This window comes from Shewanella inventionis (assembly GCF_014641855.1).
GTDB classification, from domain to species: Bacteria; Pseudomonadota; Gammaproteobacteria; order Enterobacterales; family Shewanellaceae; genus Shewanella; species Shewanella inventionis.
Genome location: NZ_BMII01000020.1, coordinates 66,010 through 84,634, shown reverse-complemented (window position 1 = coordinate 84,634; position 18,625 = coordinate 66,010). Strand labels below are relative to the sequence as shown.

17 protein-coding genes and 3 tRNA genes are annotated in these 18,625 nt (G+C 41.0%); 8 read left to right on the top strand and 12 right to left on the bottom strand.

From position 1 onward, the window contains the following. Positions 1–34: 34 nt before the first annotated feature. A complete protein-coding gene (locus IEW93_RS12890; protein ID WP_188739733.1) occupies positions 35–379 on the bottom strand; it encodes an MGMT family protein in 345 nt (114 codons plus the stop codon). Between the two features lie 112 nt (positions 380–491). After that, positions 492–1,175, bottom strand: coding sequence for a PAQR family membrane homeostasis protein TrhA (trhA, locus tag IEW93_RS12885; RefSeq protein WP_188739732.1), 684 nt, complete (start codon positions 1,173–1,175; stop codon positions 492–494). 317 nt (positions 1,176–1,492) lie between these two features. On the opposite strand from trhA, the gene IEW93_RS12880 reads away from it, so the two are divergent. Continuing rightward, positions 1,493–2,035 (top strand): hypothetical protein, encoded by a 543-nt coding sequence (locus IEW93_RS12880; RefSeq protein WP_188739731.1) that lies wholly within the window; start codon positions 1,493–1,495, stop codon positions 2,033–2,035. 17 nt (positions 2,036–2,052) lie between these two features. Here IEW93_RS12880 and rrtA read toward each other — a convergent pair whose 3' ends face one another. Beyond that, a complete protein-coding gene (gene rrtA / locus IEW93_RS12875) occupies positions 2,053–2,679 on the bottom strand; it encodes a rhombosortase (protein WP_373284924.1) in 627 nt (208 codons plus the stop codon). Between the two features lie 154 nt (positions 2,680–2,833). Beyond that, positions 2,834–3,541 (bottom strand): 7-cyano-7-deazaguanine synthase QueC, encoded by a 708-nt coding sequence (gene queC, locus IEW93_RS12870; protein WP_188739730.1) that lies wholly within the window; start codon positions 3,539–3,541, stop codon positions 2,834–2,836. 198 nt (positions 3,542–3,739) lie between these two features. Here queC and queE point away from each other — a divergent pair, with 198 nt between their 5' ends. Next, entirely contained in the window at positions 3,740–4,408 is a 669-nt protein-coding gene (gene queE / locus IEW93_RS12865) for a 7-carboxy-7-deazaguanine synthase QueE (protein WP_188739753.1), read from the top strand. 89 nt (positions 4,409–4,497) lie between these two features. Here the strand turns inward: queE and IEW93_RS12860 are convergent, their stop codons facing one another. From IEW93_RS12860 to IEW93_RS12845, 4 genes are all read right to left on the bottom strand, one after another. Then, positions 4,498–5,556: a PLP-dependent cysteine synthase family protein gene (locus IEW93_RS12860; protein WP_188739729.1), complete on the bottom strand. Its 1,059-nt coding sequence runs from the start codon at positions 5,554–5,556 to the stop codon at positions 4,498–4,500. 178 nt (positions 5,557–5,734) lie between these two features. Then, a tRNA-Tyr gene (locus IEW93_RS12855) sits at positions 5,735–5,819 on the bottom strand. Positions 5,820–5,845: 26 nt separating this feature from the next. Then, positions 5,846–5,930, bottom strand: a tRNA-Tyr gene (locus IEW93_RS12850). Between the two features lie 95 nt (positions 5,931–6,025). Next, positions 6,026–6,110, bottom strand: a tRNA-Tyr gene (locus tag IEW93_RS12845). Positions 6,111–6,234: 124 nt separating this feature from the next. On the opposite strand from IEW93_RS12845, the gene IEW93_RS12840 reads away from it, so the two are divergent. From IEW93_RS12840 to IEW93_RS12830, 3 genes are all read left to right on the top strand, one after another. Continuing rightward, positions 6,235–6,720, top strand: coding sequence for a VC2046/SO_2500 family protein (locus IEW93_RS12840; RefSeq protein ID WP_188739728.1), 486 nt, complete (start codon positions 6,235–6,237; stop codon positions 6,718–6,720). Between the two features lie 100 nt (positions 6,721–6,820). Further along, a complete protein-coding gene (locus tag IEW93_RS12835; protein ID WP_188739727.1) occupies positions 6,821–7,111 on the top strand; it encodes a DUF406 family protein in 291 nt (96 codons plus the stop codon). 370 nt (positions 7,112–7,481) lie between these two features. Beyond that, entirely contained in the window at positions 7,482–9,710 is a 2,229-nt protein-coding gene (locus tag IEW93_RS12830) for a putative bifunctional diguanylate cyclase/phosphodiesterase (protein ID WP_188739726.1), read from the top strand. Here the strand turns inward: IEW93_RS12830 and IEW93_RS12825 are convergent. Next, a complete protein-coding gene (locus IEW93_RS12825) occupies positions 9,707–10,186 on the bottom strand; it encodes a YchJ family protein (protein WP_188739725.1) in 480 nt (159 codons plus the stop codon). The genes IEW93_RS12830 and IEW93_RS12825 overlap by 4 nt on opposite strands. Further along, positions 10,186–10,788, bottom strand: a complete 603-nt coding sequence (locus IEW93_RS12820) for a YybH family protein (protein WP_229706685.1) — start codon at positions 10,786–10,788, stop codon at positions 10,186–10,188. The genes IEW93_RS12825 and IEW93_RS12820 overlap by 1 nt, the downstream gene beginning before the upstream one ends. A 122-nt stretch (positions 10,789–10,910) precedes the next feature. Here IEW93_RS12820 and smrA point away from each other — a divergent pair, with 122 nt between their 5' ends. Further along, positions 10,911–11,513: a DNA endonuclease SmrA gene (gene smrA, locus IEW93_RS12815; protein WP_188739724.1), complete on the top strand. Its 603-nt coding sequence runs from the start codon at positions 10,911–10,913 to the stop codon at positions 11,511–11,513. Between the two features lie 56 nt (positions 11,514–11,569). Here the strand turns inward: smrA and IEW93_RS12810 are convergent, their stop codons facing one another. Next, a complete protein-coding gene (locus IEW93_RS12810; RefSeq protein ID WP_188739723.1) occupies positions 11,570–13,420 on the bottom strand; it encodes a M2 family metallopeptidase in 1,851 nt (616 codons plus the stop codon). A 196-nt stretch (positions 13,421–13,616) separates the two neighbouring features. Here IEW93_RS12810 and psrA point away from each other — a divergent pair, with 196 nt between their 5' ends. Then, on the top strand, positions 13,617–14,258 hold the full coding sequence (gene psrA / locus IEW93_RS12805; protein WP_188739722.1) for a TetR family transcriptional repressor PsrA: 642 nt from the start codon (positions 13,617–13,619) through the stop codon (positions 14,256–14,258). Between the two features lie 11 nt (positions 14,259–14,269). Beyond that, entirely contained in the window at positions 14,270–16,546 is a 2,277-nt protein-coding gene (locus IEW93_RS12800; RefSeq protein ID WP_188739721.1) for an acyl-CoA dehydrogenase, read from the top strand. A 489-nt stretch (positions 16,547–17,035) separates the two neighbouring features. Here the strand turns inward: IEW93_RS12800 and pyk are convergent, their stop codons facing one another. Then, positions 17,036–18,475 (bottom strand): pyruvate kinase, encoded by a 1,440-nt coding sequence (gene pyk, locus IEW93_RS12795; RefSeq protein ID WP_188739720.1) that lies wholly within the window; start codon positions 18,473–18,475, stop codon positions 17,036–17,038. Positions 18,476–18,625: the final 150 nt, after the last annotated feature.

The window sequence follows — 18,625 nt, the reverse complement described above, 5'->3', positions numbered from 1 at the left end:
TACCTTAACAGTTTATAACGTTAACAGCTTGACTTTAAAAGGGTAGCTCAAAAACTAACGTCGCGAGATCTGGTTTCCATTGATATTGAGACAACGAAATCTTGCCAGCGTTCACTGTAATACCTTCTGATCTGAGCAATTCTTTTTGTGTACGAAATGGTTCAGTGTCTTTTGCAAACGAAATTTTACCCAGACTATTGATTACTCTGTGCCATGGTAGAAAAAGTGGATCGGGTGCCAGCCTAAGAGCCCTTGAGACATACCTCGCTCGCCCAGGAAGCCCTGCTAAGTCAGCCACTACGCCGTAAGGTAACACAGAACCGTGGGGGATAAGATTAACAATAAACCATATTCGCTCCATAGGAGTCAGTTTATTCATGCTCTTGCAACCGAGAATGTATTAGCAATAGATGATAGAAAAATGGCAGTCAATGTACAACTGCATTTTATTTTTTGCTGATAAATGTTGATAACGAACTTTTAATCATTTTTTACAGTACGGTAAGATAAATACACAAAAAGTGATTAAACGCGCCGCCTAATACAAATAGATGCCAAATCGCATGGTTAAATGGGATGCGTTTGCCTACGTAAAATATCACACCAAGACTGTAAAATATCCCCCCAGCAAGTAACAGGCCTAAACCTAAATCACTCATTTGGCTTTTTAAATCGCCCATTACCGTGACGCATAACCAACCCATAATTAAATACAGTATCACGCTAAAGGCTTTAAATCGGCCAATAAAGAGGGTTTTAAACACAATGCCGCCTAATGCTAGCGTCCAAATAGACGCTAAGACTATTGTGGCTTGCGGGCTTTGAATGCTAATTAACATTAACGGAGTGTATGTACCCGCAATTAACGTATAAATAGCACAATGATCGGCCATTTTAAAACGTTTACGCCAGAGCTGGCTTTTACTGGAGTGATATAACGTTGAGGCCATAAAAAGCACAATGATGCTTATGCCATACACAGTAACGCCACTGATTTGCATAAAAGACAATTCTGGTGGTGCTTTTAATAACATTAAAATTAACCCCACTATACCCGCAAATACACCAAGCGCATGGGATATGGCATTGGCGAGTTCTTCTTTGTGCGAATAGTCAGATATTGAAACCGCTGCAGTGGATTGCTCGGTAATTAATGTATCGGTTAAAGAGTTCATACTATCCTGTTTGAAAACGTGGATTGATCTTAAGCTGTGCTGGCCTGTTAATCTTTTAGGGTTAAACGTAACAACCTTAAAACGACTATGAGCATTAGTCTATCAGCCCCAATTTCAAATAGCCACATTTAGGTGAACACGTGTAAGCTGAAAGTTGTGATTTTTGGTTTTTATCATTTTATTCAGTTGATTAAGTTCCCTTAAAATAGCTGGAGTTCACTTTTTTAATATGAATATAGATAAATACAATGCTAATAAAATGGTGATTCACGTTATACTTAAGCCAAATATCAAAGCATGTGATGTAGGTTGAGCATATGAACACAACAAGGTTGACACCTGAGGATGACGTTGAACACATTCAGTTTAACCTCGATGTGACCCCCTTCATTAGCGATGAAAATAACTTCGATGTTGACACTCTTGAGCAACATCAACAGCACATAGCCGATGATATTCAATTACAGTTTAAAGGTGTGATATCACCCATTAGTGAAACTAATGAGCCGTTATTGTCTGATGAATCCTTGCCACAAGAGGCTGGCTTAAGCGGAAAATTAACACGTTTAATGGCGAATAATAGTTGGTTTGTGGTGCTCATGATCCATGTCATTGTGATAGCCATTGCCCTTATATTCGGGCGAGTGGACATCAGTGGTTTGGCAGACATTCCATTGGAGCAAAAAGCTGCTAGCACTTTACCACCGCTAAAAAGCTATTTAATTACTGAATCTGAATACAATAAATTAGTTGAGCGAGCACAGGAGGCTGAAAAATTAACCTCTAAAGCACCGCTTGATAAACTTGGCAATGAAACTCAAAACAACGATACGGTAACTGAAAAATCTGACAAGCAATGACGAGTTTATTCTGCTGGTTAAGATAACTTATTATATTTAAATCGGTTAGCAACAAAAGACCAGCAAAGCGCACACAGTAAACCACAAATTAAGCCCACAAGATGAGACTCTGTTGCTACTCTTGCACCAATTAATGCCGTTACACTTTCTGTTGCACCAAAATATTGTTCATATGCCACTTTAGCGATAACACCAAGCAGTAGTAAGTACCCTGAATAATAACCTTTACGGATATCCATTAAGGCGCCAAAGGCAAATAAGCCATGCAAAATACCACTTAGGCCGACATAGGCTTTTAAGCTTGGGTAAAATAGGTATAACCCGATACCTTCAAGTAAGCATAAGCACACAAAGAGTAAAACCAGCTTCTCTGGGTGACGTTTATAGTGCACGTCATGTAAAAAAACAATCACCCAAAAGCCGGCTAAATTCATCAGCAGGTGCCATAGGTTTGTATGCAATAAGTTTCCAGTCACTAATCGCCACACCTGGCCATGTTGGATATCGTCGTAACGATAACTAAAATATTGATCTATTGGATAAAAAGGGGGGGAAGGGATGTCAGCAGCAAACAAGGCGATACAGAGTAAGCTGATCACGACTAAAAAATGATAGGGTCCAACTGAGCTTGATTGTTTAGCCACAATTACCTCTAATCGTTTTAGTTGAAGCTGTCAGGATAACAACCAATATGAAATCAAGTTATTACAATGGCAGGGGGCGTTGTTAGGCAACCCCCGGCAATCAATGATATTTTATTATTATAACATGTCGCAGTGTTAATGGCTGTGTTTGCTGTTATTGCATTTTACTGTTTAATGATGCCATAACTGCCTGTTGGTTTTGTAAATAATCATCAAGACCACGCTGGCGAAGCAAACAAGCAGGACAGTCGCCACAACCCGTGCCAATGATACCGTTATAACAGGTTAGGGTTTTATTTTGCACTAACGCTAATTGTTGATATTTATCAGCCAAAGCCCAGGTTTCAGCTTTATTGAGCCACATTAACGGCGTGACTATCTTCAATGGCTTGTCCATTCCTAAAGCTAACGATTGCTGCATTGACTGAATAAATTCATTTCGGCAATCTGGGTAGCCTGAAAAGTCTGTTTCGCACACGCCTGTGATAATGACATCACAGCCAAGTTGGTAGGCATAAATACCTGCCAATGTTAAAAATAATATATTACGCCCCGGCACAAATGTGTTAGGCAAGCCGTTATTCATAAGCTCGTGCGACACAGGAATTGCATCACGTGTTAATGCTGATATTGCTAGCTCGTTTAACAAGGTGGTGTCCATCACTTTATGGCTGGCTAAATTGAGCTCAAACGCTAATGATTTTGCCACTTCTATTTCTTGTCGGTGGCGCTGACCATAATCAAAAGTGATGCCATGGACTTCATCGTATTCTGACAATGCTTGAATCAGGCAAGTGGTTGAATCTTGTCCGCCGCTGAATACGACTAATGCTTTTGTTGAGTGTGATGCAGTGTTTGACATAAATACTCTTAACGCACCGATAAACAGTTGGCGCTATTACTCTTGTTGTTCAAAAATATCGAACAGATAGTTTACCTAAGGTCAGCACAAGTGCAAAGCACGTCGCGTAAATACTTGCAGCTGGCGGTAAAATCCTCTATAAATGCCGCCCTGTTATTTGTCTGGTGCTATTGCTAGGCGTTAAAAGTAAGGTAAATGATGAAATATCCAGTTAACGAAGTATTTCAAACAATACAAGGTGAGGGCTCTTTGACCGGAGTCGCGGCACTTTTCGTTCGCTTACAGGGTTGTCCTGTGGGGTGTGCTTGGTGTGATACTAAACAAACCTGGGATGTGTTGCCTGAAAATAAAGTCAGCGCAGAGCAAGTTATCCAAGTTGATGGCACTATTGGCCGTTGGGCCGATCATACCGGCAGCAGTTTAATCCAAGCTTTTAAAGATAAAGGCTTTACGGCAAAGCACATCGTGTTAACTGGTGGTGAGCCATGTTTATATGATTTAACTGAACTGACAAATGACTTTATTGCAGCAGGGTATCAGGTTCAAATTGAGACCAGTGGCACTTTTGAAGTTAAATGTCATGACTCGGTTTGGGTGACGGTGTCGCCTAAAGTGAATATGAAAGGCGGTTATAAAGTACTTGAGCAAGCGTTAGTGCGCGCCAATGAAATTAAACACCCCATCGCCACAGAAAAACATATTGATGAATTAGATGCACTACTGAATGACATCGACGTCACAGGCAAAACCATTTGTTTACAACCTATTAGTCAAAAGCCCCGCGCAACACAGCTTGCAATGCAAGTTTGTATTGCTCGTAACTGGCGCTTGTCTATTCAGACCCACAAATATTTAAATATCGATTAATAGAATGATCTTGGTATAAGTCCATATATTCAAATGATAAAATAATGCCGCAAATAATCTGCGGCATTGTTGTATTGAGGTGAGGTGACTTAAAGCAAACCACTATCATTAAAATTTTCAAGCTTTTGGCGATAATGTTCAAAGCAGCCAATATGGGTGTCGATCCATTGTGGATTGTAATAAGTGTCGAGGTAACGCTCACCCGCATCACAAATTAACGTCACGATTGAACCGCTTTCACCAGCTTGTCGCATTTTAGTCGCCAATAAGAGTGCGCCATATAAATTAGTACCTGTCGATGCCCCTGTTTTACGGCCAATCAATTGTTCTAACCATTGTATTGTTGCAATTGAGGCTGCATCGGGTATTTGCAACATACTGTCAACGACCCCAGCAATAAATGATGGCTCAACTCTAGGCCTGCCAATGCCTTCAATTTTACTGCTTTTATTACTCATTATTGAGGCATCACCACGTTGAAAATAATCATAAAAAACGGAGTTTTCAGGATCAACGACACATAACTGGGTTGCACGTTGTTGATATCGAATATAACGGCCTATGGTGGCACTTGTGCCGCCAGTACCTGGGCTCATCACAATCCAACTTGGAATGGGGTGAGGCTCTTTTTCCATTTGACTAAAAATAGAATCAGCGATGTTGTTATTACCACGCCAATCAGTTGCCCGCTCTGCATAAGTAAATTGATCCATGTAGTGGCCATTGAGTTCACGAGCTAACCGTTCTGACTCTGCATACATTAGGCTACCATTATCGACAAAGTGGCACTGACCACCGTAAAACTCAATTTGTTGAATTTTCTTTTTGGCCGTTGTTTTTGGCATAACAGCAATAAACGGCAAGCCCAGTAAGCGAGCAAAATAGGCCTCAGAGACGGCGGTGCTGCCTGATGATGATTCTATGATGGGCGTGCCTTGCTTTACCCAACCATTACATAATGCATATAAAAATAACGAGCGGGCTAAACGATGTTTTAAACTGCCGGTTGGGTGAGTGCTCTCGTCTTTTAAATAGATATCAACGCCGACTAATTGCGGTAAATCTAATTTGATTAAATGCGTGTCTGCAGAACGTTGGTAATCTGCTTCAATTTTTGCGATGGCCTGATTGACCCAAGTAGTTGGCATGACAAAACTCGTTATTACAAATGGAAATAAATCATAACCAAAATAAAAAATGAAAAGAAGAAATAAATGTTAACGGGATAAAAAATGAGATTTATAGAAGTAAATCAATAGATTATTGATGAGTGTACAGTGAGGATAACAACAAGCTGGAAATGTTAAGGCTTAACGAGATGTAAAATGGTGGAGGGAGAAGGATTCGAACCTTCGAAGGCGGAGCCGTCAGATTTACAGTCTGATCCCTTTGGCCACTCGGGAACCCCTCCACAGCGAAAGAAGATAATAAAGAAAATGGTGGAGGGAGAAGGATTCGAACCTTCGAAGGCGGAGCCGTCAGATTTACAGTCTGATCCCTTTGGCCACTCGGGAACCCCTCCAGATTTTTCTTTATTGCTTACTTTCTATTTACACTTTAACGCTTTTGTTTTAATCATATACATGACTAAAACGGGTACAAGATACAACAGGCAAATGGTGGAGGGAGAAGGATTCGAACCTTCGAAGGCGGAGCCGTCAGATTTACAGTCTGATCCCTTTGGCCACTCGGGAACCCCTCCTCAATTGCGGCCGCCATAGTATTCACAAACCCTTTGTATGTAAAGCCTAAAAATGAAAATTTTTTAAAGTTTTGATTTATTTGGTCGATAAAATATCACTGAGCAGTTGTAGTGATGTTTTTATATGCAAATTGAGTCAACATTAGTCAATGAGTTACAAATAGGCAGCCGATTAAACGGGGCGGTTGAACACAATCGTCGTGGAGAATTTGGTTTACTATTGGCTATGTTGTCAGCCGATGCACGCGACATGGCGCAATTTCAGTTTGACAAGGACCTGAGCGTTGAACAAAAACTTCGCAAAACATTTTCGCTCCCACCCGCGCAAGCGTTAATTGCTGATGTCTCCACTGACATTACCCTAACCGATAACGCAGCGACTTTTCAACGCGAGGGTGCTCGCCAATTTCAATTACAACAAGCATTAACGCCAGAAGCTTTAGTTATCAGAGGCTCACAACCTGACGCCATGGTTGAAGTCTTAAGCAACTGCGACGTGCTGACAAAACGTAAAGCCCTCAATTTATATCAACAACACAATATTATTGAAGAGATGCATTTTGTTGATCAAATCGCGACGCAGAGAAAAATAAGCCAAATCCTGGCGTAATAAAACGAAGTTGACTATTTGTGAGCTTGGCAAATATAAATTTCTGCTGTTTAGGTTAGCATGCTTGTCACACATTGACGTAGGCAGTTGAGGACACGATATGATCAAGCAAATTAAACAGCAGCAAGCCGATAATGTTAACGACAGTTGTGCCGATTGCGGAAGCTTCGTTGATATTGGCGCAGTAGTAGAAGCACAAGACACATTACTGGAGTTGAGTTTTATCGGTGATGATGCCTTAGCAAGAGCTAGCGCACTAAAATTAGCGGCAGAACAACGATTTCCGGGCACAAAAGCAAGCATTCATCACACAGCAGATCAATGCGCGTTAACCTTAGATTTTGCCTTTAGTGTTGAAAAAATGATTTTTCAGCTCGAAAACGCATTGTAAAGAAACAATTACAAAGCAAAGCAATATTGGAGCAGAGATGGATTTCGGTTCATTTTTGTTCCATTAAATGAATAACTTAAACTCGGTTCAGCGTATTGTCTCGCTTGTTTAAAAACCTAACTAAATGTTTGCTGTTAATAGGTAAAAAGTGTAATCTTCGCCATTATTAGTCAGTATAGTAGCTAACTCTTGTTTACTGAAAAGCCTTTGTATACATTAGCCTTGTATACATGAGTAAAGCGGACAATGTTCCCAAATTGCACTCAAATTTTTTGTAGCTGCCTTGTCATTAAATAAAAAATATAAAAAATCACATTGAAGTGATGCAAGTCAGAACAGTTGAGTCGTTCGATCACGTTTCGGAATTTAAATGAATCGAAAAGAGCAACAGCACTTATTGGAATTAATTGTAAATTCCAGTGCTAAACAACAAGGTGATTTTACCGCAACCTCTGAGTTGGTATGCCAACTTTTAAGAGAGCACTTTGACGCGTCTTTTGTGTCGGTGTGGTTGTTAAGCCAGGATGACTCTACTCCCAGTAAACTTGATGTATTTCATGTTTGCCAGCATAATTTAGTTGCTAGCCATGTTGCTAATATGCTTGAACATAATGCATCTTTACGCCAAACGTCGGCAATTGACCCGCTCTATTTCACTGAACTTCGATCCCATCGTTACCTTCTTTCTTCTGATGATCCGCAAAGCGCGCAAATTCCACAATTCATCGCTTATTATCAGCACCACAATATAAACACCCGCCTTGATGTCGCCATTCGTATCAATGGACATATAGAAGGGGTGCTTTCAATTGAGTTTGTTGAACAACATAAATGGCTAAAAGCAGACATTCAATTTGCTGTTCAATGTGCCGATCAATTAGCGCTCACTCTTGCCACTCGCTACACTTACGACAGCAATGAACAAATTTACTTACTGCGTAATGCTACTGAGCAATCAGAACATGTGGTGATGTTGGTTAATACTGAGACTAAAATTGTCGAGTATGTGAACGGCGCGCATGAAAAAATGACTGGTCTTGCCAGGACTTCTATCGAGCACCATAGTGCAATGAACTTGGATATTTTTAGATCTAATCCTAATCTATTGGATGTGATTGTAAAAAAACTTCATGATAATGAGATAGTTAAAGGTAATATAAAATTAACCCGTGTTGATGGAAGCCAATATTGGCTTAATTATCATATTACCCCTTTTGTTACTGAGCTCGGTAAACACTACGCGTTAGTGTCTAGCTATGATAATTCCAGTGAGTATTTACATAAAGCCGAATTAGAGTATTTGGCTTGGCATTGCAGCTTAACCGGTTTGCACAACCGCAGTTATTTTACTCAGCAATTGGATCGTGCCGTTGACGGCACCTTAATTCTGATTGATTTAATGAGTTTTAAACGGTTTAACGATACGCATGGTCATGAACAAGGTGACGCATTGCTGATCGAAGTCGCTCGCCGTTTAAAGCACTTTTCCTTTTCGGTAAAGGCCATTGATGTTGCAAGAGTCGGCAGTGATGAGTTTGCCGTCTTGCTGCCGCCTCAAATGCATGAACAGGGTGCAAATTCGGGTGAGCACGAGCAAATGATTAAGCGACTTTATTTGAGTTTAGCTGCGCCAGCGGTGATTTCTCGAGAAAAAGTCGATCCAAAGCCTGCCATTGCCGTTGTCGATATTCAATCAGTTGCTGGCATGTTTTCTCCTTTATCCTGTGCCGACATAACTTTGCAATACGCCAAGGGTAAGTCTGAAATGCATTATCAGTTCTTTAATGCTGATTTATTAGATTCGTTTACCAGTAATGCAGAAATCGAACGAGATTTACAACAAGCGATTAAAGGGCGAGAGTTTGAGCTTTATTACCAGCCCTTAATGGATTTACAAACCAATCAATATATTGGTGCTGAAGCGTTAATACGTTGGCATCACCCTAAAAAAGGGGTGTTGTATCCAGGTTCGTTTATTGATATTGCTGAACAAACAGGATTAATCAATCCCATTGGTGAATGGGTACTTGAAACTGCCTGCAAGCAACTTAATTTATGGCAGCATAAAAATGTAAATATCGCCATGCACGTTAACGTTGCAGCAAGGCAGTTTTTTAGCGGCAATTTATATGAACAAGTTTGGCGCTTAGTCACACGCTATCGCCTCAAACCTAAAACGTTAATTTTAGAAATCACCGAAACTGAGTTAATGGGCGATGTTCGTTATGCCATTAACTTATGTCACGAACTGGCCGAGTTAGGTGTGGGGTTAGCAATTGATGATTTTGGAACCGGTTACAGCTCAATGAAATATCTGAAACAGTTCCCCATTTCAAAGTTAAAAATAGACCGCTCATTTATTATGGATATTTCGTCGAGCCGTGAAAGCCGTGAAATTGTTAGCGCGATAATTGCCATGGCCAAAGCGTTAAATATTTCATTAACCGCTGAAGGGGTTGAAACCAAAGAACAAGAAGCATTTTTAACCTTAAGCGCCTGTCATCACGCCCAAGGTTATCTTTATAGCCCAGCGATAAGAGTAAGTGACTTTGTTCAGTTTATCGACCAACAACCCACCTCATTGCCATTATTGGATTAATGACATAATTTTGCACAGCACTGTTTAAATTTTTTACCACTGTGGCAAATACACGGATCATTTCTACCAGGAAGGCGGGTGTGCATTTGCTGACCATGAGTATATAACCAGCAACCGTCAACCAATACGAACGATGATGTTTCGTATATTGCATCTATCTGTTTATCTTCAAGATACCAGGCTTTAAATGTAACCTCACCCCTAGTGTCAAACAAGGGTGTGTTAATGATTTGCAGGCCTAACCAATGCGTCTTGTTACTGGCTAATTGTGATGCGGTTAATCCTTGCCGATAATCAAGATGATGAGTAGATATCAAATAATCAAATTGCCCGATGACGAAGGCACAATAACGCGAGCGCATGAGTTCAACAGGCGACGTTGCGAGTCGTTGTTGATTGTGCAAAGGCTGGCAGCATTGTTGATATGTTGTTTTACTTCCACAAGGGCATAGAGCTGTTGTTATATTGGCATTCATTAGGGTGCTGAACTCGGTTCAATATTTTTAGATGTAATGAATTGGCGTCCATAATAAAGGTTGGGGACGGGTTTAGCGTCATAATAAAATTTAGGTAACGCATGGGTGTTCGAATCCACGCTAATTTGCCATTTGCCTTTATTATCTTTGGCAAAGACAGTAACAAATTTACCCGCAAATTCACTTATTGGTTCGCCAGAGTCCTCCCCAGGATGAAAACGCACTAGGTAATAACCAATATCAGTTGCACTATTTGCGTCGCTGTGACGTATTAATACTCTAAAATCGACTTCTAATTTGGCGTTTTTGCGTTTAATTTTATCGAAAAAACGAGTGTACAAGCTCAGGATATTGTCTTTACCAGAAAAAATGCCTTTTTCTTGTGTTTCTGAAATGTACGCTGCATCGTCGGTATATATTTGCTCAATGCTAGACAGATCTAATTGTTCAAATGCTTGCGTTAATTTAGCAAAATTAGCATTAAGCGCTTTATGAGGAACCGATTCTGACGCAGACGATTTAAGCGTGAAAATACACAAACACAAGGTAAGGATAAAGTAAGCTAAGATGTTTGTGTTAAAACGAAACAATAATTTTTTCAATGCGTTTTCTCTATTTTATAGGTGAAAAGGGTACCTTAAACACGATACCGTAAGCGTAACTATAAATTATTCAATGATTTTGCCAAGCGCATAATCTTTACAAAGTATGTAGGAGGTAAACCATGGCTTTTAGTGATAATGATTTATTTTTACAAGAAATGGCTGATGTCACCCCCTTAAAACCTGATAACCAGAGTTTATCATCACAAACGTGGCTTAATCCATTAAGTATCACAGAAGCTCAGTTAGCCAAAAGGGCAGCAGCACAGCAACATGAATTGTTACAGTTATTACCACTTGATCCGCATTTAATTCATCCACTACAACCCGATGACATCGTCAGTTATAAAGTTGAGGGTATCCAAGAAGCCGTATTTAAACTGCTAAGGTTGGGTAAATACCCCATTAAAACGGTTTTAGACTTGCATGAATATCGCCTCAAGCAGGCGCGTGATAGCTTGGTTAATTGTGTCTTGAGTGCTTATGAACGTGGCGAACGTAATGTGTTGGTTATTCATGGTAAAGGGTACAAAAGTAAACCTTATCCTGGGTTAATGAAGTCTGCCGTATGTCATTGGTTGCAACAACTTGAACCCGTTGTGGCCTATCATTCAGCCACCCGTAACCAAGGCGGGGTTGGAGCCGTATTTGTGATGCTAAAAAAATCACATCAAAAGAAAATAGAAACCAGCGAGTTGAATCGAAAAGGCAGCGGTTTTAGATAAAAACAGGGCGCTTACTCAGCGCCCTGTTTTGTTACTTATGTGCTATTGGTAACGCGTTACCAACCACATTGGCGGTTAGCTTCAGTGTTTTGCTCATCTAACCATACTTGTAATGGCGCAAAGTAATCGAGTACTGCCTTGGCATCCATTTGCTTGGTTCCAGTGACAACATTGAGCGCTTCTGGCCAAGGTTGGCTCGCTCCCATTTCAAGCATCTCATTTAACTTAGCACCAGCTTCTTTGTTGCCATAAATACTGCAACGATGAACTGGGCCGGTATCTCCAGCAATATCACACAAAGCTTTGTGAAATTGGAACTGTAATACATGTGCTAAAAAGTAACGGGTATACGGAACATTACCAGGTACATGGTATTTTGCTCCTGGGTCAAAATCTGCTTCAGTGCGTGCTATAGGGGCTTTTACGCCTTGATATTTTTCACGTAAATCCCACCAGGCCTGGTTATATTGATCTGGCTTAATTGTGCCGTTAAACACCTGCCAGCGCCATTGATCAATCATTAAACCAAACGGCATAAAGGCAATTTTATCTAAGGCTTGACGCAAAAGTAGGCCAATGTCTTTAGAGGCGTCTGGTACTGTGTCTAGCAAGCCAATTTGTTGCAAATATTTAGGTGTTATCGATAACGCGATAGTGTCACCAATGGCTTCGTGGAACCCGTCATTTGCTGAATTTTTAAAAATAAATGGCTGATTTTTGTATGCGCGTTGATAAAAATTATGGCCTAACTCATGGTGGATAACCGTAAAGTCTTCAGCATTTTTTTGAATGCACATTTTAATTCGGATATCGTCAAGATTATCCAAATCCCATGCTGATGCGTGACAGACTACGTCTCGGTCTTGCGGTTGCACAAAAAGCGACCGAGTCCAGAAACTCTCTGGTAGCGCGTCAAAACCTAAAGAGGTAAAAAAGCCTTCAGCTTGCTTTACCATTTTGATTTCGTCGTAACCATTTTTTGCTAAGAGTTCGGTAACGTTGTAACCAGGGTCTGCATTTTCTGGCGCAACGCTGTTATAAATGGTGCCCCATTGTTGTGCCCACATATTACCTAATAGATGGGCCGGAATAGGGCCGGTTTTAGGCGCGACATCATCACCGTATTGTTCGTTTAATTCCCCACGTACATAACAATGCAAAGAGTCGTATAGTGGTTTTATTTGTGTCCACAGACGGTCAAGTTCGGCAGAAAATGCGTCAGGATCCATGTCATATTGGCTACGCCATAATTCAGATAAATCAGCATAACCTAAATCTTTTGCTCCTTGGTTGGCGAGTTCAACTTCACGCTCAAACAGAGGCCGCATAGGTTTAGCTATTTCACGCCACCCTTGCCATGCTTCTAGCAATACAGCTGGGTCTTTCGACTCTGCCATTAAATTAGACAATTCTGGCTGAGTTAAACAGCGCCCGTCAGCGAAGCAGTATTTACCTTTACCGTATAAACCATTGAGCTCAGATACGATACCGGCCAGTTCTGCGTTTTTAGCAGGATCTAATGGCGCAGGCAACACAAGACTACTGCGTAAACTATTTAATTTTCTTGCGTTAACAGCATCAAGCTCAACATTGGCGTATTTAGCCGCTTCGGTTGCATATCGTACCGATGTTGAAGTGATTTTTTCACCCATTGCAGCCGACAAGGCGGCGGTATCGTCGGTGATAAAGTTTGAATAAATCCATTCTGCACGATTGGCTTCAACATTTAAATTGGCTAAATCCGCTTCAGCCTTATTGATAAATTCTATGGCAGCAGCACTGTCAATTTGCGGTGTGTTGTTTGCTGGAACGCTGGTCGTTTCTTGGGGGGCATCACAGGCGCTAAGTCCTAAAGCGAGTGACACAATAAGGGCAATTTGAGACGGTTGTTTTAAAGGGAAGTTCATTATATTGGCATCCTTGTTTTTCTTATCGGCGTCAGTGTACCTAAAAAATGCCTTCATTGCATATAAGTTAACAATCTAGTGCAGTTGTTACGCTTTTGGTGTTTTGATTTTAGATACAAAGCAAATAATTTCGATTGACATCTGTTCGCTCAATGATTAATTTAAACGGGTGTTTAAATTAACTTTGGGTCATGGAATGGCAAGCCGTACTGATACAAAAACAAGAATACTCGATGCAGCTGAAAAGTTGTTTGCTGAAAGAGGTTTTTCTGAAACTTCGTTAAGACTGATCACCAGTAAAGCCGAAGTCAATTTGGCGTCGGTCAATTACCATTTTGGTTCTAAAAAAGAATTAATTCGTGCTGTATTAGCAAGATACCTTGATGTTTTTATGCCAAGTGCATCAATTGAAATTAATCGCTTACACCTTGCACCTGAGCATGCCTCACTCAATGAGATTTTTTCTGCTTTAATTAAACCGTTACTTGAATTAAATAAAGTACGTAATGGTGGAACGATCATCTTTTTACAGTTGCTAGGCAGAGGCTACATTGAAAGCCAAGGGCATTTACGCTGGTTTATTACTACGCATTATGCAGAACATTTGGCTACATTTGTTAAAGCGGTTTCTGCAAGCGCACCGCACATTCCACCTGCAGAAATGTTTTGGCGTTTACATTTCACCCTGGGGACCATAGTGTTCACCATGGCATCAGCAGACGCATTAAATGAGATTGCAGCAGCAGATTATGGAGAACATAACAACACTGAAGCAATTATTCGTAAAGTCATTCCCTACATGGCAGCGGGTGTTGCTGTCCCTGTGTTAACAAACTAAGAAGGTATAAAATGAGTATCGTCATATTGCTATTGATTGCGATCATTGTCCTCTTTGGTGTACGTAATATCCGCATGCAATTTATCACGCGTCCGGTATTTTCGTTCTTCAAAAAGGTGTTGCCACCGCTGTCTAGCACCGAAAAAGAAGCCATGGAAGCGGGCGATGTGTGGTGGGAAGGGGAGTTATTCCGCGGAAAACCAAACTGGAATACCTTGCACGGTTTCGGTAAACCAACATTAACCGCAGAAGAACAAGATTTTATCGACAATCAGGTACAAACTGCCCTCACCATGATTGACGATTTTGATATCGTACATAATCGTAAAGATTTACCTCCAGAGCTTTGGCAATATTTTAAAGAAGAAGGCTTCTTTGCGTTAATCATCCCTAAAAAATACGGTGGTCGTGAATTTTCAGCTTATGCGAATTCAACGATTGTGGCTAAAATTGCCACTCGCAGTGTAAGCGCTGCGGTAACTGTCATGGTGCCTAACTCTTTAGGTCCTGGTGAATTATTAACTCACTATGGTACTCAAGAGCAAAAAGAGCGCTGGTTACCGTCGCTTGCAGTAGGTAAAGACATCCCTTGCTTTGCATTAACAGGTCCTGAAGCGGGCAGTGATGCAGGCGCAATCCCTGATGTGGGCATTGTGTGTCGTCGTGAGTTTAACGGCGAAGACACTCTTGGCTTAAGTCTAACCTGGAACAAACGCTATATTACCCTTGCACCAGTGGCGACGGTATTAGGTTTAGCCTTCCAAATGCGCGACCCTGATGGTTTATTGGGGGATGTTAAAAATCTAGGTATTACCTGTGCTTTAATCCCAACCGATCACGAAGGCGTAGAAATTGGTCGTCGTCATAATCCATTAATGATGGCCTTTATGAACGGTACCACAAGCGGCAAAGATGTGTTTATCCCTTTAGACTGGATTATTGGTGGTCCTCAATTTGCAGGTAAAGGCTGGCGCATGCTAGTTGAATGTTTGTCAGCGGGGCGCGGTATTTCGTTACCAGCACTGGCAACTGCATCGGGGCATGTGGCAACTAAAACCACCACTGCATACAGCTACGTACGTCAACAGTTTGGTATGCCAATTGGTAATTTTGAGGGCGTGCAAGAAGCCATGGCTCGCATTATTGCCAACACTTACCAGCTTGAGGCTGCTCGCCGCTTAACTACACAAGGTATCGATTTAAAGGTAAAACCTTCAGTTGTAACAGCTATTGCTAAGTATCACATGACTGAGTTAGGTCGTGATGTACTCGAAGATGCCATGGATATTCAATCAGGTAAGGGGATTCAGTTAGGACCTAAAAACTATTTAGGTCATGCATTTATGGCTAATCCAATCTCAATTACCGTAGAAGGTGCAAACATTCTTACGCGTTCATTGATGATTTTTGGTCAAGGTGCAACACGCTGTCACCCATACGTACTGGCTGAAATGGAAGCCGCTGGTATGGAAGATGAAACCTCGGCATTAGATCGTTTCGATTCATTACTGCTTGGTCATATGGGTTATGCCATTGGTAATGCATTACGTTCATTTGGTAGTGCGTTAACGGGCAGTCGTTTTGCCAGTGCACCAGTGAGTGGTCCAACTCAGCAATATTATCGCGACATGACACGTATTTCGTCATCACTTGCTATCATGACTGACTTGTCTATGTTGATTATGGGTGGCGATCTTAAACGTAAAGAAATGATTTCTGCACGTATGGGTGATGTATTGAGCCAATTGTATCTTGCATCAGCAACGTTAAAATTGTTTGAAGACAATGGTCGCCAACAAGATGATTTACCTGCTGTGCATTATGCAATGACAGAACGATTGCACTTGGCCGCAAAAGCACTAGAGGATGCCATTCGTAATTTTCCAAGTAAAATTGCTGGGGTATTATTACGTGTGCTTATATTCCCATTGGGTAACCATTTTAATGCGCCTAGCGATAAAAATGCAGTTGAAGTGTGTAAAGGCATGCTGAAACCTGGACCAGCTCGAAACCGCATTACCTTCTTATGTGGTGAGTTTGACGGTGACACCAGCGGTATTGCTGAAGTAGAAAATGCATTTTTAGCGAAATACGCCGCAAAAGATGTGTATAAAAAGCTGAAAAAAGCGCAACGCAGCGGTCATTTAAAGTCTAAATTACCAATGCTTGAACTATTTGATGTTGCACTTGATAAAGACATTATTACAGAAGCTGAACATAAACAGCTTGTTGAAGCCAATAAGCTGCGTTTGGCAGCCATCAATGTGAATGATTTCGATAAGCTATAATGACTGTAAAATAGTGAAGTAAAAATTAGTGCAGTAAAAATTAGCGCAGTAAAAATTAAGCCCTGACTCAGTTGGGGCTTTTTTATTGTCGATATCCGCTGGTTTGTGACACATTGTCGGTTAGATTGGGAGTTAACTGCGGCAATTTATTTGATCATCAGGTGAGGGCGATGAGACTTACAGGTATGATGGGATCAGATACTTACACCGCGCATAAAAACAGTCTCTAACATACAAATAACCAATCAGCACAAGAATGTGATCATTCTTACTGGTTAACATCGTTAGAATTTTTAAGGTAGAAGGAGCTCGCTGCAATTTCAGCCTTATTTTAAGCCGTTTTTCTAAGCAATCTCTGATCACTTATTTATCCTGGTTGCTATTACCATTTATGAATGATAATAAAAAAGCCAACCGCAAGGTTGGCTTAGTTTGGTATCAACCCACAGGTTCGCGATTCACCGCTTTGAGTGGGTCGTGATTAGCTACTTAAGCTACAACAAGTACTTTACAAGTGTTAGTGCCACCGATGGTTTCCATCGCATCACCTTTGGTCATTAATACCATGTCACCACTTGATAAGAAACCGGCTTTAACCATGCAATTTAATGCTTCTTGAGCTAGTAAATCAGCTGGATAAGCTGTTGAGTCAAACTCAATTGGCTGAACACCACGGTATAACGCCATGCTTGCCAAGGTTTTTTGATGACGAGATAGTGCAAAAATCGGTAAGCCTGAGCTAATACGTGACATTAACTTAGCTGTTGCGCCAGATTCAGTTAACGAGATAATCGCTTTCACGCCAGCTAAGTGGTTAGCCGCATACATAGTAGAAAGTGCGATGGTTTCTTCAACAGACGTGAAGCTTTGATCCATACGGTGTTTTGACACTTTCACACTTGGGTGTGATTCTGCGCCTAGACACACGTTAGCCATTGCTTTAACGGTTTCTTCAGGGAAGTCACCTGCAGCGGTTTCAGCAGACAACATCACCGCGTCGGTGCCGTCTAATACTGCGTTTGCTACGTCCATCACTTCTGCACGTGTTGGCATTGGGCTGGTGATCATTGACTCCATCATTTGGGTCGCAGTGATCACTGCTTTGTTTAACTGGCGTGAACGTTGAATTAAACGCTTTTGTACTGCAACTAATGCAGCATCGCCAATTTCAACACCTAAATCACCACGAGCAACCATCACAACGTCTGATGCTTTAATCACATCATCCATTGCTTCGTCAGTTTCAACGGCTTCAGCACGTTCAACTTTAGCAACGATTAATGCTTTGCTGCCTGCTTCTAAAGCAAGTTTACGTGCGAGATCTAAATCAGCACCTGTACGTGGAAATGATACCGCTAAATAATCAACATCAATCATGGCTGCTGTTTTAATGTCAGCCATGTCTTTTTCAGTTAATGCAGGAGCTGTTAATCCGCCGCCTTTTTTGTTGATGCCTTTGTTGTTAGACAAAGGACCCGCAACAGTCACAGTGGTAAACACTTTACGGCCTTCAACACGATCTACTCGTAGTTGAACACGACCATCATCAAGCATCAAAATATCACCAATTACCACATCATCAGGTAATTGTTTGTAATCGATACCCACTTGGTTTTCGTCACCTTCGCCTTTTGCTAATTCAGCGTCAAGGATGAATGTGTCACCTAGGTTAAGCTTAATTTTTTTGTTGTCTTTGAAGGTTGAAACACGAATTTTAGGGCCTTGCAAGTCACCTAGAATAGCAACATGCTTACCTAATTCTTTAGCGATATTACGTGCATCAGTTGCACGTTTTAAATGATCTTCTGGTGAACCGTGTGAAAAGTTAAGTCTAACCACGTTAGCGCCTGCTGCGATAATTTTACGTAAATTGTCATCGCGATCAGTTGCTGGTCCAAGTGTAGTAACGATTTTAGTTCTGCGGAACATGAGATACTCCGTTAAATGAAAAGAAAGATTTTGTGTTAAATAGAATTCGGTTATTAAAAGTACATTAACAGTCTGAGTACTTAAATGATGTAACTATATTAACAGACATTCTCAAATAATGTAGTAAAGTTACAAACAAAAAGACGAATT